This window comes from Actinomadura soli (genome assembly GCF_005889715.1).
Lineage (GTDB): Bacteria > Actinomycetota > Actinomycetes > Streptosporangiales > Streptosporangiaceae > Spirillospora > Spirillospora soli.
Window position 1 is genome coordinate 1 of record NZ_VCKW01000111.1, and the last position, 20,294, is coordinate 20,294.

21 protein-coding genes and 1 riboswitch are annotated in these 20,294 nt (G+C 70.3%); of the genes, 12 read left to right on the forward strand and 9 right to left on the reverse strand.

From position 1 onward, the window contains the following. The 3 genes from ETD83_RS21590 to larE form a co-directional block, all read right to left on the reverse strand. The coding region (locus ETD83_RS21590) for a hypothetical protein (protein ID WP_205717806.1) at positions 1-278 on the reverse strand (278 nt) is incomplete at its 3' end. Beyond that, positions 275-934, reverse strand: a complete 660-nt coding sequence (locus ETD83_RS21595; RefSeq protein ID WP_138646955.1) for an AIR carboxylase family protein — start codon at positions 932-934, stop codon at positions 275-277. The genes ETD83_RS21595 and ETD83_RS21590, both read right to left, overlap by 4 nt. Beyond that, complete coding sequence (larE, locus tag ETD83_RS21600) at positions 931-1,782, reverse strand: ATP-dependent sacrificial sulfur transferase LarE (protein ID WP_138646956.1); 852 nt, start codon at positions 1,780-1,782, stop codon at positions 931-933. The genes ETD83_RS21595 and larE overlap by 4 nt, the downstream gene beginning before the upstream one ends. Before the next feature lie 169 nt (positions 1,783-1,951). Between larE and ETD83_RS21605 the strand changes: the two genes are divergently transcribed. After that, positions 1,952-2,710, forward strand: coding sequence for a DUF6928 family protein (locus ETD83_RS21605; protein WP_138646957.1), 759 nt, complete (start codon positions 1,952-1,954; stop codon positions 2,708-2,710). 6 nt (positions 2,711-2,716) lie between these two features. Here the strand turns inward: ETD83_RS21605 and ETD83_RS21610 are convergent, their stop codons facing one another. After that, entirely contained in the window at positions 2,717-4,414 is a 1,698-nt protein-coding gene (locus ETD83_RS21610) for a sigma-70 region 4 domain-containing protein (RefSeq protein ID WP_138646958.1), read from the reverse strand. Positions 4,415-4,974: 560 nt separating this feature from the next. Between ETD83_RS21610 and ETD83_RS21615 the strand changes: the two genes are divergently transcribed. The 3 genes from ETD83_RS21615 to ETD83_RS21625 all read left to right on the forward strand — a co-directional run bounded on the left by ETD83_RS21615 (position 4,975) and on the right by ETD83_RS21625 (position 7,476). Beyond that, positions 4,975-5,361, forward strand: coding sequence for a hypothetical protein (locus ETD83_RS21615; RefSeq protein ID WP_138646959.1), 387 nt, complete (start codon positions 4,975-4,977; stop codon positions 5,359-5,361). A 511-nt stretch (positions 5,362-5,872) separates the two neighbouring features. After that, positions 5,873-6,349, forward strand: coding sequence for a hypothetical protein (locus ETD83_RS21620; RefSeq protein WP_138646960.1), 477 nt, complete (start codon positions 5,873-5,875; stop codon positions 6,347-6,349). Between the two features lie 392 nt (positions 6,350-6,741). Then, entirely contained in the window at positions 6,742-7,476 is a 735-nt protein-coding gene (locus ETD83_RS21625; protein ID WP_138646961.1) for a hypothetical protein, read from the forward strand. Positions 7,477-7,556: 80 nt separating this feature from the next. Here the strand turns inward: ETD83_RS21625 and ETD83_RS42685 are convergent, their stop codons facing one another. Then, on the reverse strand, positions 7,557-7,709 hold the full coding sequence (locus tag ETD83_RS42685) for a hypothetical protein (RefSeq protein ID WP_171064360.1): 153 nt from the start codon (positions 7,707-7,709) through the stop codon (positions 7,557-7,559). A gap of 95 nt (positions 7,710-7,804) precedes the next feature. Then, complete coding sequence (locus ETD83_RS21630; protein WP_138646962.1) at positions 7,805-8,995, reverse strand: MFS transporter; 1,191 nt, start codon at positions 8,993-8,995, stop codon at positions 7,805-7,807. A gap of 678 nt (positions 8,996-9,673) precedes the next feature. Between ETD83_RS21630 and ETD83_RS21635 the strand changes: the two genes are divergently transcribed. The 3 genes from ETD83_RS21635 (at position 9,674) to ETD83_RS21645 (ending at position 11,849) form a co-directional block, all read left to right on the forward strand. Next, the gene (locus ETD83_RS21635; RefSeq protein ID WP_138646963.1) at positions 9,674-10,084 is read left to right on the forward strand and encodes a hypothetical protein; all 411 of its coding nucleotides are present in this window, start codon (positions 9,674-9,676) and stop codon (positions 10,082-10,084) included. An 87-nt stretch (positions 10,085-10,171) separates the two neighbouring features. Next, positions 10,172-10,672, forward strand: coding sequence for a hypothetical protein (locus tag ETD83_RS21640; RefSeq protein WP_138646964.1), 501 nt, complete (start codon positions 10,172-10,174; stop codon positions 10,670-10,672). A gap of 70 nt (positions 10,673-10,742) precedes the next feature. Continuing rightward, on the forward strand, positions 10,743-11,849 hold the full coding sequence (locus tag ETD83_RS21645) for a glycosyltransferase 87 family protein (RefSeq protein WP_138646965.1): 1,107 nt from the start codon (positions 10,743-10,745) through the stop codon (positions 11,847-11,849). A gap of 72 nt (positions 11,850-11,921) precedes the next feature. Here ETD83_RS21645 and ETD83_RS21650 read toward each other — a convergent pair whose 3' ends face one another. After that, complete coding sequence (locus tag ETD83_RS21650) at positions 11,922-12,917, reverse strand: ribonucleotide-diphosphate reductase subunit beta (protein WP_138646966.1); 996 nt, start codon at positions 12,915-12,917, stop codon at positions 11,922-11,924. 26 nt (positions 12,918-12,943) lie between these two features. Continuing rightward, on the reverse strand, positions 12,944-15,286 hold the full coding sequence (locus ETD83_RS21655; RefSeq protein ID WP_138646967.1) for a ribonucleoside-diphosphate reductase subunit alpha: 2,343 nt from the start codon (positions 15,284-15,286) through the stop codon (positions 12,944-12,946). Positions 15,287-15,401: 115 nt separating this feature from the next. Continuing rightward, positions 15,402-15,633: riboswitch (cobalamin riboswitch) on the reverse strand. A 105-nt stretch (positions 15,634-15,738) separates the two neighbouring features. Here ETD83_RS21655 and ETD83_RS21660 point away from each other — a divergent pair. The 5 genes from ETD83_RS21660 to ETD83_RS21680 all read left to right on the forward strand — a co-directional run bounded on the left by ETD83_RS21660 (position 15,739) and on the right by ETD83_RS21680 (position 19,410). Continuing rightward, a complete protein-coding gene (locus tag ETD83_RS21660; protein WP_138646968.1) occupies positions 15,739-16,449 on the forward strand; it encodes a hypothetical protein in 711 nt (236 codons plus the stop codon). Positions 16,450-16,529: 80 nt separating this feature from the next. Beyond that, positions 16,530-17,255 (forward strand): YcnI family copper-binding membrane protein, encoded by a 726-nt coding sequence (locus tag ETD83_RS21665; protein ID WP_138646969.1) that lies wholly within the window; start codon positions 16,530-16,532, stop codon positions 17,253-17,255. Continuing rightward, positions 17,252-17,851 (forward strand): copper resistance CopC family protein, encoded by a 600-nt coding sequence (locus ETD83_RS21670; RefSeq protein WP_230421068.1) that lies wholly within the window; start codon positions 17,252-17,254, stop codon positions 17,849-17,851. Before ETD83_RS21665 ends, ETD83_RS21670 begins: the two co-directional genes overlap by 4 nt. 115 nt (positions 17,852-17,966) lie before the next feature. Beyond that, positions 17,967-18,737 carry a group II truncated hemoglobin gene (locus tag ETD83_RS21675; protein ID WP_138646970.1) on the forward strand — a complete coding sequence of 257 codons (771 nt, stop codon included), beginning with the start codon at positions 17,967-17,969 and terminating at the stop codon, positions 18,735-18,737. A gap of 166 nt (positions 18,738-18,903) precedes the next feature. Then, positions 18,904-19,410 carry a GNAT family N-acetyltransferase gene (locus tag ETD83_RS21680; RefSeq protein WP_138646971.1) on the forward strand — a complete coding sequence of 169 codons (507 nt, stop codon included), beginning with the start codon at positions 18,904-18,906 and terminating at the stop codon, positions 19,408-19,410. 88 nt (positions 19,411-19,498) lie between these two features. Here the strand turns inward: ETD83_RS21680 and ETD83_RS21685 are convergent, their stop codons facing one another. Further along, positions 19,499-20,266, reverse strand: a complete 768-nt coding sequence (locus ETD83_RS21685; protein ID WP_205717807.1) for a vanadium-dependent haloperoxidase — start codon at positions 20,264-20,266, stop codon at positions 19,499-19,501. Positions 20,267-20,294: the final 28 nt, after the last annotated feature.

Consider the following 20,294-nt stretch of genomic DNA (forward strand, 5'->3'; position numbering starts at 1 on the left):
ATCGCCTCCTCCGCCACCGGCAGGTCGGCCGTCCCCGCCGACACGACAGCGACGGGCACCGGCACCGGGGCCTGCGGACGCGTGAGCACCACCAGCCCGGACCGCGCATGATGGACGGCCCCCGGCGCGGCCTCCCTCGCCGCCTCGTACTGCCCGCGCGACGCCCGCCGCAGGAACGCCACCTCGGCGTCCCGGGCCAGCAGTTCCTTGACGCGCTGCCGCACCTGGTCCGCGTCGAGCCCGGCCGCTTCGGCGACGGCGACGATCGGACGCCTCATGACCCCGCCGCGTTGACGAGATGGGCGGCGTACCCGGCCCCGTACCCGTTGTCGATGTTCACCACGACCACACCCGCCGAGCACGAGTTCAACGCCGACAGCAGCGCGGCCTGCCCGGCCTGCTCCCCGCCCGCCGAGGTGGGCAGCGCGACGACCATCCGGTCGGTCAGCCCCGAGACCAGCGTCGGCAGCGCGCCGCCCGTCCCGTCCGCGACGACGAAGACCCCGGGGGCCTCCTGCTCGCGGAGCCACCCGGGCAGCCCAGCCGGATCATGGACGGGCGCGTCATACCGCCTGACGACGCGGCTCCCCATCGCCTCCGCGACGAGCGCCGCCTCCTCGGCCGCGGCCTCGTCCTCCGGCCGCCCGCACACGACCTCGACCCGTCCCGTTCCGGACACCGGGACGGGCGCCAGCACGGCCAGCCGGGCGCGCTCATGCACCACCGTGCCGGGAAAGGCGGCCCGCAACGCGTCCAACGTGTCCTTCCCAGCACGCGTGGCCAGCACATTCACCGCCCCAGACCCGACCAGGCTCTCCCCGATCGCCACGACCTCCGCAACGGTCTTGCCCTCGCAGTACACCGCCTCCGGATGCCCGCGCCGCCGCCCCCGCCCGATGTCGACCCGAGCGAACCCCAGCTCGTCAACGGTCATGCCCGCACCCGGGGAAGCCCGAGAACGGCGTTGTGACTGCCCTGCCGATAAGGTTCCAGATCGAGCGTCACATACCGGAACCCGGCGCCCTTGAGCAGCGCGACAAGCTCACTCGCCCGCTCCGCCGCACGCCCGATGTCCGCCGCCTCCACCTCGATCCTGGCGAGGTCGCCGCCCTGGTCACGTACGCGCAGCCGTCCACCGAACCCGGCGCGGCGCAGCGCGTCCTCCGCCTCCTCGACCCGGCGCAGCGCCTCCCGCGTGACCGGCACCCCGTACGCGAGCCGCGACGACAGACACGCCGACGCGGGCTTCTCGGACGTGGGCAGCCCGAGCTCCCGCGCCGCCTCCCGGACGTCCGCCTTGCTCAGCCCCACGTCCACCATGGGGAACCGCGCCCCGAGCCGCCGCGCCGCGCTCTGCCCCGGCCGGTGATCGCCCAGGTCATCGGTGTTCACGCCCAGCAGGACGGGCCAGTCCCCCGCCTCCGCCGCCACCGCGGTCAGCACCGACACCAGCGCCTCCTTGCAGAACCGGCACCGGTCGCCGCCGTTCGCCGCGTACCGCGCGTCCTCGAGCTCCCGCGTCCGCACGACCCGGTACCGCATCCCGAGCCGCTCGGCCTGCGCGCTCGCGTCGGCCAGCTCCGCCCGCGCCAGCGAGGGCGAGTCGGCGGTGACGGCGAGCGCCCGGTCCCCCAGCTCCTGATGCGCGACGTAGGCGAGCAGCGAGCTGTCGACCCCGCCCGAGTAGGCAACGACGGCGCCCGGCAACGCGGCCAGCGCCCCGCGCAACGCCGTGACCTTGGGCAGCGCCGCCACTTCCGGTGAAACGAGGCTGTGGGCCATGCGGTTCTCCTTCGGCGTCGTCCTCCGGCTCGTGAGGCTAGACGGACGGACACCATCGGCGAATCCGTCATCCGACGGGCGACTTCAGCATGCCCCCCGCCATGCCACAACTACGAAGGGGCGATGTCGTAGTCGCTCGGTAGGGTCGCGGGGACCTCGGAGGTGTCATGTGGGAGCGAAGACGGCGCTGCTGGCGTTCAGCGACGGCGACATCCGTCCGGCGCGGCTGGGCGCCACCCGTTCGGACCAGGCGGAGACCGAGCGGCTGGTGCGCCGGATCCACCCGGGGCACGACGTCGAACCCGCAGGCGAGGGCACGCTCTGGGACGTGAACCCGCCCGACGACATCACGTACGCCGCGAGGCTGCCCGGGGTGGACGTGTTCTGCGACTGGCGGCTCGTGTTCGACCGTCCGTCCGAACTGCCGGAACACGTGCTGCGGGCAGGCGCGGGCAGGCGGATCGTCATGCACGGAATGCACTCCGTCGTCGACTGGTTCTGCTTCGCGGTCTGGGAGGACGGCGTGCTCATCCGGTCGCTGAGCCTGTCGCCCGACGCGGGCATCGAGGAGAACATCGGCGAGCCGTTCGACTTCGAGCGGCCCTACTGGGCGGGCGAGCATCCCGTCGAGCCCATACCGGGATGGCCTGACGAAGACCCGTATCCGCTGCCGTTCCACCCCCTTGATCTGGGCGAGGACGCATTGCGCGCCTTGTTCGGCTTTGTCATCGAGGGCCGTCTCGACCCTGACGACGTCGAGACGGAGAAGGTCCACCTGCACCGCTTCAAGGTGACCGACCCCACGGGCCAGGAACAGGCCGCCCGTGAGGCCGCCTACGCAGAGGCCCAGGAGAACATGGGTGAACTACGGGCCTTCCAAATGGGCCCGGACGGCACGATGCAAGAAGTCAGCTTCGACGACCTCTGACACGGGTCAGGACGGGTCGACGACTGTTCGGTCTCCGTCTGTTTCGTAGGCGACGACCTGGACGACCGGGAGGCGGGCCGTCTCCGGGTGCGGGCCGCCGGCGCGCGGGCCCCGCACCACCAGCAGGGACGTCCCGCGGCCCCTTCCCATCGCGTGGTTGCCCAGCTCACCGACCGTCTTCAGCCGCACGACGTCCGGGCCCGCCGCCGCCACCAGATGCCAGCGGCGGCGCGACCGCCACCACACGGCGGCGGCGACCGTCCCGGCGGACGAGGTGAAGTCGCTGTTCGTCCCGCCGCGCTCGGACAGCGCCCGCCCGTCATCGGAGATCAGGATCGACCTGCCAGGGGCGCCCCACGGCGAGGACGCGTCCACCGTCAGCAGCGTCGCCCGGCCGCCGCCTTCGGGCAGCTCACCGCTCCACAGCCGGGCCAGCCGCAGGTCGCCCGACTCGCTCAACGTGGCCGCGCCCTGGCAGGCGACGGCGTGCAGCGCCGCCCAGCCGAACCGCTCGTCCCGCTCCGGCGGGTCGCGGAACCACACCCGCGGCGCCGCCGACCGGGGGTCGTTCGAGGCGAGCTGCGTGACCGTCCGCGGCCATCCGCCGGTGGCCGGGCGGAACGTCATCCGGAACACCACGTAGTTCTGGCAGCGCGGCGCGAACCAGCGCCAGTGCAGCGGGTCGGTCACGCCGTCCTTGACGGCCACCGGCACCCAGTCCGGAGACCGCCCGGACGGCACCGCCGCCCGCACGTCCCGCAGCCACGGCGGGACGAGGTAGCGCCACGTCAGGCCGAGCATGATGAGCTGCCCCGAGCCCGACCCGAGCCTGCGGACCGACTCCACGCCGCGCGACAGGCGCCGCTCGAAGTACTGCGCCACGCTCGGCGTCTCCCGCAGTCCCGGGGAGTCGTGCAGGACGACGAGGGACGCGCCGTCCACCCTCCCGGCGTACAGGACGATGACGCCTCCGTGCGGCGGGTCGCGCCGGTCGGCCCGCCAGGCGTCGGCGGCCCGGCGCAGCAGCCCGGCGTCGTCCCTCAGCTCGCCCTGTGCGGGCCACTCGTTGATGGTCGGCATGCCCGTCCGCTGCCACGCGCGCGGGTCGACCGCGGTGGGCCCGCCGGACTCCTCATCCGGCGGAATGAGGACGAAACCGGCGACCGCCAGCACCACCACCCAGAGCACGGCCGCCACGGCGGCGCGCCAGGCCCGCGGGACGGCGAGCGGCGCGCGGAGCCGGACGAGATCGGGCTCGAACGCCTCGATCTCGGCCTGCTGCGCGGCCTCGTCCAGGCCGGTCCGGTCGTCCACGGCGTCGGTGGCCCGGTCCACGTCCCGGAAGTCGGCCCGGAGGTGCACGCCCATCTCGGCGGCGGCCTCGGGAGCGGTGAGCCCGTCGCGGCGCAGCAGGTACGCGAGCCGCTCATGCGGCGACAACTCACGCAACGCCGCCCGGACGGACCCCTTCGGAGTCGGCACGGGCTCGAAGAAGAGGCGATGCCACCGGTGCCGCCCCGCAGGCGGCTCGGTGAGCAGCGTCGCGACAAGCCGCGCCCGCATCGCCGGATATCCGCCGTCCCGGACCCGGGTCGCGCGGACGGCGGCGCGACGGGCGCGCATGAGCGGCGCGTCGCCGTCGTCCAGCACCAGGTACGCGAGCCGCAAAAGGCCGGCGTAGTGCTCGCGGTCCACCGTTCGCACCGGGCACCTCCCACCCGCATTGTGCGCAGCGATCGGTAACGGCCCGGTTGAGACGACGACCGGAGCACGCCCGCCGCGTGGAGATGGCGGCGAAGAGCCAGAGCGCCCCCACGTCGACCTCGGGCGCCGACTCCTCGGCCGTCCCCCGGCGACGGCCATGGCTCCGAGCCCGCCCGCGACCAGGCCGACGGCGACGCCGAGGACGCAGTTCATGCCCGGTGTCGGCGCCCGCCGCGACACCTCACAACGACGTAGCCGAAGAGAAGGCCCGGGACGGCCAGCACGACCGCCATGGCCAGCGTGGTCTCCGCCATCGTGGCGGGGCTCGCGTGCGTGCTCTGCACGGCGTCGCGTGATCAGCTGCTCCCAGTCCCCGGCCCCTACGCCCAGGGCCTCCCAGCCGCTCCTGTCCAGAAGGTCGGCGTGCAGGGAGGGCGTCGCTCAGAAAGTGCCCTCGGTCGGTCATCCAGCGAACAGCCCGAGACGAACCCCGAGTGGCTGCTCGCGGTGGCGTGGCGCGGCTCGCGCGGCATGGCCACCGCGGTGAAGAGGAGGAATCCATGAAGGACACGTACGTGTCGCCGGCCGGCGAATACGGCCGGAGCCCGGAGCCGGCCCCGCCGCTCGGCCCGGGTGGCGCTCGGCGGAGGACCCGCAGGTGGGCGCTGGCCTCGTTCACCGTCCTGGCCACCGCGACGGCACTGGTGGGCACCGCGTCCAGCGCCTCGGCCGCCCCGACGGGCTGCAGTGTCGTCAACGGCGGCAACTTCGCGGAGAGCCGCTGCACCGGCGGCACCGGAGAGCACCGCGCGCTCATGCGGCAGCAGCACTTCAACCCGGCTGTCGGTGTGATCGCCTGTGAGGGGCCGTGGGTGGCGCCGGGCGCCGTCTCTCGCGCGCCCTGCGCCGGCTACCCGGTCATCTCGGTCGGGGTGGAAACCCGGTAAGGACCACTGACCGATGACGAGGACAGCCCTTGACCCTTCGACTCCCCGCCCGGAGAAGACCAAGGTCAAGGGCTGTTCTACTGACTGCCCGCCCCAGGACGGCTGCGTGTGACAGCCGTCATACCGTCCAAACGTCTGGTGCGCGCGAATAGGTGATGTCAACGCGCAACGTCGGCGAGAACGCCCGGCGGAGCGCCCACCGCGTCACGCCCACACAGGGGTACTCATGCACAGACGAATATCAGTGCTGCTCGCGGTCCTTGCGGTGTCACTCGCGGCAGCGCTGCTGGGGGCGGGAGCGGCCTCCGCGTCGCCCCTGGATCCACCGGGCGGCACTACCGACTCGCAGACCACTCCCGGCGATGATCCGGGCGGGGGCGGGGGCGGCACGTCTGACCCGTGCGACCTGTACACGCCCGACAGCTGCATGGGCGGAGACGGAGGCAGCGGGGGCGGAGGCGGAGGCGGAGGCACCGGAAACCCGAGCCCCCCATCGGCGCAGGTTGTGCAGGTGATGGTCGACAATGCTCGCCTCGCCGCCAAGAAGGCCCTCGTCGACAAGCCCAAGTGCTTTGATCTTCTCAGCCTGACCGACAGCCGCTCGCCGGGCACCCTCAACCCCGTCAGGGTGATCGACACGGTACCCGTCACGTACGTGAACGACGGAACCTTGGACTTCGGCTATTCGCCCGGACTCGGCGTCGACGGCAGGATCAGCATCCTTCCCGGCTTCTACTTCATCACCTTCGATCCGGCCTACCAGAATCAGGGCTATGTCGACCCCTCGCTCTACTTCGACCTGCCGGCGGTTCAGCTGTCGGTCGCGGACATGCAGCTTGTCGTCATCCTGCATGAGCTCGGGCACTTGACCGGCGTGAACGTCCATGAAGGTGACGGACGTGCGCCCCTCCTCCCTGAGGAGGTCGGCCAGGAATTCAACACCCAGATCTACGTGAACTGCCTCGACCAAGGCGCGGCTTACCAGTGAGCCACCCCGGTCGCCGCCACTGTCGGGTGGCGGCGACCGGCCCCGTTCAGGCACCGATGTGCAGGTCATGGGCCTGCACATCGGTGTGCTAGCAGCCGGGCCCGATCCGTGGGCCTGACCGGCGCGCGGCCCTTTTCCGCCAAAGTCGAAAACTCGCCATATCGCCGGGTAAGGGCGATTGAATCGGCGTGAATCTGCTGGGATACTGTCTGCGTTTTATTCGTGATCAAGGCGCAATCCCCCTCGGTCATGACCATTTGACCGTTCCATAAACTGCGTGAAGTTGGTCATGAGCAGGGCGGATATCCCCAATGTTCGGGACCGGCCGCGGACGTGGCGGCCTCGTCCGCGCACGGTCGGTGGACGCCGGGCGAGGGAGAGGTGGCGAAGTCATGATCGGTTCGGCTGACGACCGGGGGCTCGCGGGCGCGTTCAGGAGGATCGCGCGGGCCTCCGTGCTGCGTGTGGCCGCCGTGTGCGCGCTCGCGCTGCCGCTGGCCGGGTGCGCGACGCCGCCCACCACAAGGGACATGTTCGGGGAGTACCTGCGCTCGACGGACGTCGTCGGCGACGAGTTCCAGAGCGCGAACACCCAGGCCCGGGTGGCCACTTTCGCGAGCATGGGGTCGCCGGAGGAGCTCATCGGACGGCTGATGGCACCGCGTCCGTGCAGCGCGTCCGGTTGCGTCCGGCCGTGGCGGGAGGGTGGTTCCGGTAAGCCGCCCGCCGCTCTGGACGCGGCCAATGCGATCTCCGGGCCGAAGGGAAAGGTCTACGAGCGCAAGATCCTGGTCAAGCGGGACGACGACAAACTCGAACTCATCGCGCTGTACCTGGTGCACAAGGCCGACGGCGCCAAGGTGCTGGTCGATTCCAAGAAGGAGCTTCACACCGGCGGGCTCGACGGCTTCCGGGAGAACAACGACGTGCTCGGCTCGGACGATTTCATGCTCGTGACCCGCGACATCACCGCCGTGTCGGGCAAGAGCGAGATCGTGGTCGTCTCCGGGCACACTCCCCCGAGCCGGAAACCGTGGCTCATCGGCGGCGGTGTCGTCCTGGTGCTCGTCGTCGCTGCCTGGGTGATCACGCGCCGCGTCCGCGGGACTCGCTCGGCCGGCACCTGACAGCCGGCCCCCCAGTCGAAGGCCCGCCCCTCAGCGGGGCGGGCCTGATGTGCGGTTGTCGGTTACGGTCGCCACCGGGGTCAGTGGCGTGAGCCGCCGCGGACTTTGGACAGCAGGCGGCGGGCCTTGGCCTGGGTGCGCGGGTCGCGCGCGAGCCGTTCCGCCTTGGCCCGCGCCTTCTGACCCTGCGGGCTCCGGAGAAATTTCTTAATCCGGTCGATGATGGAAGCCATCGTTCTTCCTCCTCGGCCTTGCTATGACAGTTCAACGTCTGCCCACTCTGGAAAGTTCGGAACCGTCCCAGAGGTGCGGAACATGATCCTCTCTCTCAGGCCCGCCGGGTACTCCACACGGCCAGGAAGGTGAGAACGGTCAGCGCCGCCCCGAACCACAGCACGGCGGTGGCGGACGCGCCGTTCACGACGAGGCCGCCGAACAGCGCCCCGAGCGCGATGGCGAGGTTGAACACGACCGTGTTGAGCGCCGTGGCCGCCTCGGCGTGGTCGGGCGCGGCCTTCAGAATCCACATCTGGACGGCGATGGGGACCCCGCCGAACGCCAGACCCCACAGGATCAGCAGGGCGACCCCGGTGACGGCGGTCGCGCCGACCAGCGGGAACAGCGCAAGCACAGCGGTGAGCAGGACACTGACGGCGGCGATCGTCACGCGGACGTTCCGTCCGGCGGCGGCTCCGGCGAGGAACGTCCCGGCGATGCCCGCGGCGCCGAACACGAGGAGCAGCGGGCCGATGAGGTCCTCGTCGATGCCGGAGACGTCCCGCAGGACGGGGCTGACGAAGGTGTAGGCCGCCATGTGCCCGCTGACCAGCAGGAACGTGGCGATGGTGGCGCCGCGGACGAACGAGTTCCCGAACAGCGCGAGCAGCGCGCCGAGCCGGATGGACCCGGTCGCGGGGATGCCGGGCAGGAGCACGAACAGCGCCGCGACGGCCAGGAGACCCAGGCCGGACAGGGTAAGGAACGCGATCCGCCAGTCGGTGAGCCCGCCGATCAGCGTCCCGGCCGGAACCCCCAGGACGTTCGCGGCGGTGGCCCCGCCGAACGCGATCGACGTGGCGCGAGGAACGTGGCTGGACGGGACCAGCCGGACGGCGATCCCGGCCGCCAGCGCCCAGAACCCGCCGATGGAGATCCCGACCAGGAAGCGGGAGGCCAGGAGCACCGGGAAGTTCGGCGCCAGGAACGACAGCAGGTTGGCCGCGACCATCAGGCTGATCAGGGCGAGCAGGACGATGCGGCGGTCCAGCCGTCCGATCGCCACCGGGACCAGCAGCGCACCGGCGGACGCGACCAGGCCCGGCACGGTGACCATCAGGCCCGCCGTCCCCTCGGAGACCCCGAGGTCACCGCCGATGGACGTCAGCAGGCCAACGGGCAGCTGCTCGGCCGTGACCACGAGGAACGTCCCGACCGCGACGGCCACCACGGCCAACCATCGCTTGAGGGACACGTGCTCAGAGGCGGCCTCGGCCGCCGCGGACGGTTCGACGCGGTCCATCACTGCACACTCCCAACTCGGGTGGAACATCACTCAACGTCAAATAGATGAACGTTAAGATTTATTCCATTGAGAGAGTACCGAGCTCCGCGAGACGCGCAACAGCCCGGCCCCGGACCACCGCCCAGAGCCGGGCCGTACGCAGCGCTCAGGTTCGCCGGCCCGTAGCGGGCCGGGAGGCCGGGCCACCCGCCTTCACCGTTCCAGGCTCGGCGTTGCCCGAGACGTCGGCCTCCGAGGTCCAAGATTCGCCGGTCCGTGGAGAGTCGGCACCAGCTCTGCGACACCCTTTGGCGAGGACTATTTCGCCGAGCCCACCTGTCCGGCCCCGGTTCCGACTTCCTGCACAGTCCTCGCAGACAGCTTCTTCCGGCTCGCGGAGCGTACTCGCGCCACAGAAAGTTGACTGACGTTCTGGCGCACGGTGACCAGGCCTCACAATCTCCGGACGCCCATTACCGATTTTGAAGCGACCTTTAGGCCTGCAATCAGCGGACCGTTTTTCCCGGGCTTTCCCGTCGATGTCCGAAGTCGGACAAGGCTTCATCATCAAAGCCGAGGTCCAGCACTGTGTGATCTAGAACACATTGTCGGCCGAGGCGCTGATGATTACCTTTTCTGTCAGCCCGCGTCACCCCGCAGTCAAATGCGCGGAATCTGAGATCCATGGAGGATGGATTGAAGACTCGCAGGGTTGCCATCACCACCGTCGCGGGAGCAGTGCTCGCCGCATCGTTCATCGGTGCTCCTGCCGCCGAGGCGAAGACCATCTTCACCCAGCAGTGGCGCACGACCGCGAAGGAAAGGGCCAGCCACGACTTCGTGCCCAAGCGCGCGAAGATCAAGATCGGCGGTCACTGCAAGTCCGGCGGGAAAGCCCGGTATTTCTACACCCAGCTGAAGAGGACGAAGGGGAGCAAGAAGATCTTCTCCTCCTACAGCTACCCGTGCAATGGACGCAACCACACGGACAACCGGCGGGTCTCCGTCGGCAAGGGCACCTCCTACTACCTCAAGTGGTTCGGCCAGAAGAAGGACGGTAAGAACGGCTACTCCTCTCCAGGTCAGAGGGTTTACGCCGCGTCCTGACCGGCATGTCCGAGCAGCAAGCCGCACGGTCGTACCCACGCGCCCTCGGGCCGTGGGTACGGCCACGGCCAATGAAGGAGAAGGCCGGTGAGACTCTTATGGCTCCTTGCCTCGGGAGCTGCTGCCGTCATTACCGGATGCTCGACGTCAGCCGGTTCGGGAGGCGAATCGTCACCGCTGACCACCCGGCAGGCCACCGCGTCCATCCACGGTACCTACGACGCCATCGAATGGCGCGTCGACATCATCGAGAAGGATTCTGTGCTCTGCACCCGTTCGGTGGTGCAAGGAAGACCGCAATCCTTTGATTGCCCGCCGGCGGTTGACGACGGTCTTCCCCTGAACTTCAGCGTGGACTCTGCCTACGACAGGATGGACCTCATTTTTGGAGTGGCCGCGTCCAAAGTAGTCGAGCTTCTTGCGACAACCAAGGACCGGCAGCGCTTTCGTCCGGAGTTGAAGAACGTCGGCGGGCTCAAGTTCTTCGCTTACGCGGTCCGGGCAGGGACCGCGCTCGACCTCATCGCAAAGGACTCGCGTGGTGCAGAAATCGCCTCCGGGCACGACAAGCTCGCCGAGTCCGGATGAGCACCCGCACCGTCGAAATCCGCTGGTGAGGCTCTTCGTCGCCTGCGCGGCATGGTCCGCGGGGGCCGTCTTGACCGCGCTGGCCGCCTATCACGGACTTCGCGGGCCGGAGGGTCTTCGCGGTCTTGATGACCTGGAGGTCTATCTCGGGGCCGTCGAGTCCTTCAGGCACCATCATGGGTTATACGCGTTCCGTACCACGAGCATCGGAGACGCGTTCACCTATCCGCCGTTCGCAGCGTTACCGATCATGCCGTTGACATTCGTCCCGTACGGATTGGCGGCGGTGCTGTGGACAATCATCTGCATCGCGTGCGTCATAATGATCGCAGTTGTTGGCGGCAAGTACGTCGCGCGAAAGTGGCCATATTGCGTTCTTCAGGATGCGGCGATCTCCAGCGGCCTGATCTTCACCGCTGTCGCCGTCAGCGCGCCATTGGCGAGTAATCTACGATTTGGTCAGATCAGCATCCTGCTGAGCGCTCTCGTGGTGGCAGACTTACTCTGTTTGAGCCGCACGCGCGCCGCGGGCGTCCTGGTGGGAATCGCCGCTGCAATCAAGCTGACACCGCTGATATTCATACCGTTTCTGTGGCTGGCGGGTCGCCGTCAGGCGGCTGTGGTGGCACTGGCCACCTTTACCGCCTGCACCGTCGCGACGTTGGCCATCATGCCCCGAGAGACTGAAAAGTTCTGGCTCTCGGTGGTCTTCCAGGGGAGCACGGTGCACGCGTTCACCTCCAGCGGGAACATTTCCCTGGACGCCTCCCTGCAACGCCTCGGCCTGCATGGCCACACACATAAGGTCGCGTGGGCGATCCTCTGCCTCGTCGTTCTGGCCGCAGCACTGCGCCGTGCGGCGCTGGCAAGTCGTGCCGGTGACCAGTTTGCGGCCGTGGTCATCATCGGGGCCGCGAGTCTTGTGGTCTCGCCCATCTCTTGGACCCACCATCAGATCTGGCTGGTGTTGGTGGCCTTCGCCGTGGTCCGCTGGCCTGAGTGGCGACTATTTGCGCACCGCGGGATGGCCCAGGTCGCGTGGATGGCTGCCGTTCTGTCGACCATGACCTTGTCGGTAGCCGAGGTCCGGCCACTGCTGGCAATCGCCGTGGCCACGCTAGTGCCATTTCAGCGGCCGGCCGATCGCGAGCGTCCAGCGCAGCTCTCCCCGCATTGACAGCCAGCCGGGTGGCGGGCCATCGCGGAGTGCCGCTAGATCTTCAGCGGCACTCCGCAGATCTGGAACCTGTCAGAAGGCTTCGTCTAGCGAGACGTTGCCCTCTACGCCGATTTGGTAGGCCGAGACGCGGCGCTCGAAGAAGTTCGACAGTTCCTGGACGTCCTGCAGTTCCATGAACGCGAACGGGTTCGGCGTGCCGTAGCGGGGTGGGAGGCCGAGGCGGGCGAGGCGCTGGTCCGCGACGTATTCCAGGTAGGCGCGCATGTCGTTCGCGCTCATCCCGGGCAGGCCGTCGCCGCACAGGTCGCGCGCGAAGTCGAGTTCCGCCTGGACGGCCTCCTCCAGCATCCGCGTGACCTGCTCCGTCAGCTCGGCGTCGAACAGCTCCGGCTCCTCCGCCCGGACGGTGTCGACCACGGAGAACGCGAACTCCATGTGCATCGACTCGTCCCGGAAGACCCAGTTGGTTCCGGAGGCCAGGCCGTTCAGCAGGCCGCGCGAACGGAGCCAGTACACGTAGGCGAAGGCGCCGTAGAAGAACAGCCCCTCGATGCACGCAGCGAAACAGATCAGGTTCAGCAGGAACGCACGGCGGTCTGCGGACGTGCGGAGCTCGTCCAGGGAGCCGAGCGAGTCGATCCAGCGGAAGCAGAACTCCGCCTTGGCGCGGATGGACGGAATGTGCTCGATCGCCGCGAACGCCTTGGCGCGCTCGTCCTGGTCGGGCAGGTAGGTGTCGAGGAGGGTCAGGTAGAACTGGACGTGCACGGCCTCCTCGAAAAGCTGCCGCGACAGGTAGAGGCGCGCCTCCGGGGCGTTGACGTGCTTGTACAGGTTCAGCACCAGGTTGTTCGCCACGATCGAGTCGCCGGTGGCGAAGAACGCGACGAGCCGGTTGACGAGGTGCACCTCGGCGGGCGTCAGGCGGGCGAGGTCCACGAGGTCGGACGCGAGGTCGACCTCCTCGACCGTCCACGTGTTGCGGATCGCGGCGCGGTAGCGCTCGTAGAAGTCGGGGTAGCGCATCGGCCGCAGGGTCAGGTCCATGCCCGGGTCGAGCAGCATGCCCCGCGCACCTTCCGGGAGTGCGGTCACTGGCATGCCTCGCAGGTCTCGGGGTTCTCCAGGGAGCAGACGGCGGCGGCCACCGTGGTCTGGGCGATCCGGGTGGCCGGACGCGACCGCAGGTAGTACGTGGTCTTGAGGCCGCTCCGCCACGCGTACGCGTACATCGAGGAGAGCTTGCCGATGGTCGGCGTCTCCATGAACAGGTTCAGCGAGTGGGACTGGTCGATGTACGGGGTCCGGGCGGCGGCGAGGTCGATCAGTGATTTCTGCGGCAGTTCCCAGGCCGTCCGGTAGAGGGTCAGCATCTCGTCGGGCAGGTCGACGAGGCCCTGGACGGAGCCGTTCGCCTTCTTGATCGCCTCCCGGACGGCCGGCGTCCACAACCCGAGCGACTTGAGATCGTCCACCAGGTAGCGGTTGATCTGCAGGAACTCGCCGGACAGCGTCTCCCGCTTGAACAGGTTGGACACCTGCGGCTCGATGCACTCGTAGCAGCCCGCGATGGACGCGATCGTCGCGGTCGGCGCGATGGCGATCAGCAGCGAGTTGCGGAGCCCGACCTCGGCGACGCGTGCCCGGAGCCGTTCCCATTCGGCCGGACGGGTGGGCGCGGTGTCCGGGAAATGGTCCAGGTGGAGCTGGCCGCGGGCGGTGCGCGTCTGATCGTAGGCGGGCAGCGGGCCGTGGACGGCGGCGAGATCGGCGGACGCCTCGTAGGCCGCCAGCGCGATCTCCTCCGAGATGCGCGTCGACAGCGCGCGGGCCTCGTCGGAGTCGAACGGCAGCCGGAGCGTGAAGAACACGTCCGCGAGACCCATCACGCCCAGGCCGACCGGACGCCATTTGCTGTTCGCCGCCTCCGCCTCCGGCGTCGGGTAGAAACCGCGGTCGATGGTCCGGTCAAGGAACCGGACGGCCGTGCGGACGGTGGCGCGGAGCCGCTCCCAGTCCATGCCGGACGGACCCACATGTGCGGCCAGGTTCACCGATCCGAGGTTGCACACGGCCGCCTCGCCGTCGCTCGTCACCTCCAGGATCTCCGTGCACAGGTTCGACAGGTGGACGACCCCGTTCTCGGGGGGTGTGGGGGGCCGTCCCGCCACCGGGGGCGCGCCCGGGTCAAGGGTCTGGTTGCAGGCGCGGTTGGCGGCGTCCTTGAACGTCATCCAGCCGTTGCCCGTCTCGGCGAGCGTCCGCATCATCCGCCCGTACAGCTTGCGGGCCGGGAGCTGCCGGACGAACCGTCCCGCCTTCTCCGCCGCCCGGTACGCCTCGTCGAACGCGTCGCCCCACAGGTCGGCCAGTTCGGGGACCTCCTTCGGGTCGAACAGCGACCATGTCCCGTCCTGCTCGACGCGGCGCATGAACTCGTCCGGGATCCAGTTGGCCAGGTTCAGGTTGTGGGTGCGGCGCGCGTCCTCGCCGGTGTTGTCGCGCAGTTCCAGGAATTCCTCGACGTCGGCGTGCCACGGCTCCAGGTACACGCAGGCCGCGCCCTTCCTGCGCCCGCCCTGGTTGACGGCCGCGACGGACGAGTCGAGCGTCCGCAGCCACGGGACGATCCCGTTGGAATGCCCGTTGGTGCCGCGGATCAGCGACCCCCGCGACCGGACCTTCGTCCAGGAGATCCCGATGCCGCCCGCGTACTTGCTGAGCCGCGCGACCTGGCCGTACCGCTCGTAGATCGACTCCAGCTCGTCGCGCGGCGAGTCGAGCAGGAAGCAGGACGAGAGCTGCGGGCGCCGGGCCGCGGAGTTGAACAGCGTCGGTGAGCTGGGCAGATACGACAGCGTGCTGAGCAGCCCGTACAGCTCGGCCGCCTCACCGACCGAGTCGGCCAGGCCGCACGCGACGCGCAGGAGGAAATGCTGCGGACGTTCGAGGACGAGCCGCGAACGAGGATGCCGCAGCAGATACCGGTCATAGAGCGTCCGGAGCCCGAAGTACTCGAAACGGTCGTCCGCGGACTCGTCGATGAGGGCGTCGAGCGCGGACGCGTTGGCGGCGACGAACGCGGCCGGAGCGTCCGCCAGGAGGCCCTCCCGATGCGCGGCGGCGACCGAGTCGGCGAACGTCCGGACCCCCGCGGACGCCGTCTCCTCCCGGATCCGCAGCGCGAGCAGGCGTGCCGCGACCTTGGAATATCCGGGTTCGGCGGGGACCAGCGCGCTCGCCTCGCCGATCGCGAGGTCGCGCAGCGCCGCCCCGTCCGGCGCGTCCGCTCCGTCCGTTCCCGTGCGGACGGCGGCCAGCACCCGTCCGGCCTCGACGTCCGGCACCCCGTCGCAGGCGGCCTCGACCTCCGCGGCGACCTCCGTGAGCGCCGTCGCGCGCGGCTCCGCCCGTACGGCCAGGTCCTGTGTCACGTGCTCTCTCCCCTCGCAGCCGCCTCGCGGACGGCATGCGAACGGGACGCGGCGGCAGGCCGCGCTCCGCCCCCGGCCCACCCGCGAGACCTGGACGTGTCGATCCGAGGGGCGACCCCGGATCACCGTGCGGGCAGGTCTTCGGACTCGCGGGCGCCGCACCTCCGAGAATCGAAGGCGCGTCCTACTGGCCGTCGCTTCCCAGGCCGGTGGATTCCGGTCCAGTGCGTGTGACGGCGGTCGTTCCCACTCACCGCTGCGGGGCAGTCCCGGACTCGCACCGGGTTCCCTCTTGCGACGCCCCCGCCGATGACCGGCGGGGGCGAACCAGCACGGGGTTGAACCCTACATGTAGTTGACGATCTTTGCACAACCCCAAGATGTTGGGCGTGTCGAAAAGATCGCGGGGCCGACTATCCGGACGGCGGATGTGGTGGGACGATGGGTGCGCCATGTCCCCGCGTCCCCCGCAACCGGGCTTCCGAACCGCGCGCGCGGTGGTGTTCGCCACCGTGTGCGTCACGCTGGCCACCGCCGGGCACGTCCTCGCGTCGGGGACGGCGATCCCCGTATGGGCGGTCCTGACGGGGTTCGGCGCGGTGCTGGGCGTGACGCTCATGCTGGCGGGCCACGAACGGTCACTCGCGACGATCCTCGGCGGCCTCCTGGGCGGCCAGTTCGCGCTCCACGCGCTCTTCACCGGCGCCGCTGATCCGATCAACCCGCCTGCGGCGGCCCTGCAGGACCCGGCGCTGCGCGCGGCGGCCCTGCACCAGGCCGGGATGCACCAGACCGCCGTCCCCGACGCGGCGATGGCGGGCTCGGACATCCTGGTGCCCGTCGCCCACGCCGCGGGCGGCACGACGATGACGCTCGCGCACACCGTCGCCGCGCTCATCGCGGCGTGGTGGCTGCGGCGCGGGGAGCGGGCCGCGTGGTCGCTGGCCCGGCGGGTCGCCGGTGCGGCCGACCGGCCGATCCGGCTGGTCCGGCTGCTGGTCGCGCTCCTCGCCGTCGAACCCGCCACGGCTCCGCCGTGGATCCCCGCCGCACCGGCGACGACCGCCCTCATGTCGGTCGGCCGCGCACTGCGCCATCAGGTCGTCCGGCGGGGTCCCCCGCCGCGTTCGAGGGCGCTCGCCCGTCCGCTCCCTTCCTGCTGACGAGCAGCGAGCGCCGTACGTCACCGGACGCCGATCCCGGCGCTTCCGGATTTCCTCGTACACTCGAACGGAATTCCGCCATGCCTTCTCTTACTCATGCGCTCCCTCGTGGCGCCCGCAGGCTGGGCGCCGTCGCCGGCCTCGCCGCCGTGTCCGTGCTCGGCCTGGCCACCGCGGCGTCCGCGCACGTCACCGTCAACCCGAAGACCGCCGAGCAGGGCGGCTACACCAAGGTCGCGTTCCGGGTGCCGAACGAGCGCGACAACGCGTCCACCACCAAGCTGGTGGTGCACCTGCCGGCCGACCATCCGCTGTCGTCGGTGTCGGTCCGTCCCGTCCCCGGCTGGACGGTGAAGGCCGAGAAGTCCAAGCTCGCGACCCCGATCAAGACCCACGGTGGGGAGGTGACCGAGGCCGTCACCCGGATCACCTGGTCCGGCGGCAAGATCGACCCCGGCACCTTCCAGGAGTTCGACGTCTCCATGGGCCCGCTCCCGGCGGACGCCGGCGCGCTGATGTTCAAGGCCGACCAGACGTACTCGAACGGCGAGGTCGTCAAGTGGGACCAGCCGCCGCCCGCCGCGGGCGCGGCCGAGCCCGAGCATCCGGCGCCCGTCCTCAAGCTCGTCCCGAAGGGCCAGCAGGAAGCGGTCGGGCTGACCGCGGCCGCGCAGGTGAAACCGTCCGCCTCGGCGTCCGCCGATGACGGCACCGCGCGGTTGCTGGCCGGCATGGGCATCGTGATCGGCACCCTCGGCCTCACGATCGGCGGCTACGGCCTGACCCGCGCCCGGAGCCGGTCATGACCCGCCCGACGGCCCCCATCGCGGTCGGACGAGCGGCGAGGCGGGGCGTGGCGGGGGCGCTGGCCGTGGGGGCCGTCCTGGCGATGTCCGCTGCGCCGGCCTCGGCGCACACCGCGCTGACCGCGGCCAACCCGAAGAAGGGCTCGTCGATCGCGGCCCCGTCGCAGATCGTGCTGACCTACTCGGAAACGGTCCGGCTGCCGCGCGTGGTCCTCACCGACGCGTCCGGCAAGGAGCACCAGGCGGGGACGCCAAAGGCCGTCGACAACAAGGTCACCCAGCCGGTCGGCGGCGCGCTGCCGAACGGGAAGTACACGGTCGGCTGGCGTGTCGTGTCGGTGGACGGCCACCCGGTGTCCGGCAGCTACAAGTTCACGGTGGAGGGCTCGCCGTCCGGTTCGACGGCCTTGCCCGATGCCGCGAGCTCGCAGGCCGCCGCGCCCGCGCCGTCGCCCTCTCCGTCGAACGCCGCGTCCTCCGAGGACTCGTCCGGCGGCTTGTCGGGCTGGCTGTGGATCGGGTTGATCGCGCTCGTCGTGGCCGCGGCGGGCGGCGCCGTCGCCTGGTTCCGCCGTTCGCCCACGTCCAGCGGCTGAGGTCCGCAGGCTGACGGCCGACGGCTGACGGCCGCGTGGAGACGATCATTTTGCTTCCGGTCGGGTGATTACAGGATTACAGTGATTACCCGACCGGTCGCATCCTGGGGGTCCAATGATCGTCGAGTACATCCGCTACCGCATCGACCCGTCCGAGGCGGACGAGTTCGAGGCCGCCTACGCGCGCGCGTCCGCCTCCCTGGCCGCCGCGCCGCAATGCGTGGACTACGAGCTGTCCCGGTGCGTCGAGGAGCCCGCGTCCTACATCCTGCGCATCGGCTGGACGTCCGCCGACGACCACCTGCGGGGCTTCCGCGGCGGCGAGCACTTCCCCGCCTTCTTCGCGGAGATCAAGCCGTACGTCCAGCAGATCGAGGAGATGCGGCACTACGAGCGGACGTCCGTGCGCGGCGCCGGGTCGTCCGTCCCGACGATGTACGACTGGGCGGGCGGCGGCGAGGCGTTGGAGCGGCTCACCGAGGTGTTCTACACGAACGTGCTGAAGGACGACCTCCTCCGCCCCCTGTTCGAGCACATGGCCCCGGACCACCCGAAGTGGGTCGCGATCTGGCTGGGCGAGGTCTTCCGCGGCCCGGAGCGCTACAGCGGCGAGCGCGGCGGCTACCACCACATGGTCCGGCAGCACCTCGGCAAGGCCATCACCGAACCGCAGCGGCGCCGCTGGGTCTCGCTCCTCATGGACGCCGCGGACGAGGTCGGCCTCCCGGACGATCCCGAGTTCCGCGCCGCGTTCGCGTCCTACATCGAGTGGGGGACGCGCATCGCGCTCACCAACTCGCAGCCGGACGCGAAACCGCCGCTGGAGGCCCCGATGCCGCACTGGGGCTGGGGCGTGGCGCCGCCCTACATCCCGTCCAAGCCCTGAGGGACGAGGGGACGATACGCTGCGGCTGCTTCCGCATTCCGCGGCCGCTCCGCGACGAGGGAGGTTGGTGAATATGGCCTGCGCCGTGATTCGTCATCAGCATGCCCCCGTCCGGGTCGCGCGGGACTGAGCGCGGCCCGGTCGTCCAGCACGACCAGGAGCGTTCATGACCCTGCCAGATCTGATCACCGATCGTCTCGCCCTCCGCATGTGGACCGTCGCGGAGGTGACCGCCGTCCTCGACGGCCGGCGGCAGGCCCACTGGGCGGACGACTTCCCCGCCGAAGGCGACCACGTCATCGCGGGCTTCATCGCCGAGAACGGCACCGCGCCGGGCGGCTACGGCGCCGCGCTGGGCGAGTACGGCCAGCGCCAGATCATCGAGAGGACGACGGGCCAGGTCGTCGGCGCCATCGGGCTGTTCTGGCCGCCTCGTGACGGCGTCGTCGAGTTCGGGTACGGGGTCGTCGCGTCCCGGCGAGGCCGCGGCTACGCCACCGAGGCGGCCCGCGCCATCGTCGCGTTCGCGCTGGCCGCGCCGGGTGTCGAGTCGGTCGTCGCGACGGTCGAACTGGCGAATCCGGCGTCCGTCCGCGTCCTGGAGAACGCCGGGCTGAGCCGCCTGGACGGCGACGCGCGGACGGCCACGTTCGGCACCACCGTGCGGACGTAGTCGCGGCGCCGCCCACCCCCACCGTGCCGCCCCTCCGCCCTGGAGGGCGGCCTTTTCCAAGGGCTCGCGGCACGGCGGCGGGAGTGATTCAGAGCGGGCATTCGCCGTGATGGGTGGCGCCTGTCGTGTAGAGGAGCTTCTTGGCGAGGATCTCGGCGGCGAGGTTCCGGCCCATCGCCAGTCCCGCCTGGTTGCTGAACTGGAAGTGGCTGCCGCCCACGACCCGGGACCGTCCGGCGTCGGCGGCGGCTTCCGAGAAGCCCTCGAAGGTGCGGCTCATCGGCTTCCCGGTGGACGGGTCGATGGGCGCCGAGTCCGTCACATGGGTGAAAGAGATGCGGTCGGCGCAGAAGAACCCGGCCAGGACGGTGGCGGCGGCCGCGCTGAACGAGCTGTGCCCGGATACATACTCGGGGGTGCTACCGGCGCTGCCCGCGCGTGCTTTCCAGCCGGTGTCCTTCTCGGTGTGCGGGTTGCCGTCGGTATCGGCCTGCTGGATCGCCGTCTCCGGTCGCCAGTGCCGATGGACGAACTTGGTCCGCACGGTCGGGATCGAGACGTCCGCCAAGGCGACGCTCGACAGGGCCGCCAGCCGCGCCTGGTCGGGGAGGGAGCGTTTCGCGGCCACCTCCAGCGCGATCTTCAGCCATTCGCCGGGCGGCTGCGCCGACCCCGCCGGCAGCGACCAGTACTGGTAGAGCGCGAGCTTGGCCGGATCCGCGAGCGCAGTCCGTCCGGGCGCCGACCGTCCGGCCGCCACCGCCGCCGCCGTCGTAGCCGTAGCCGTAGCCGGAATCACGGCGCCGGTACCGCCCACCACCGAGAACACCACGAACAGGGACAGAAGCTTCTTCATGACGTCCCGCCTCCTCATCACCGAGCAG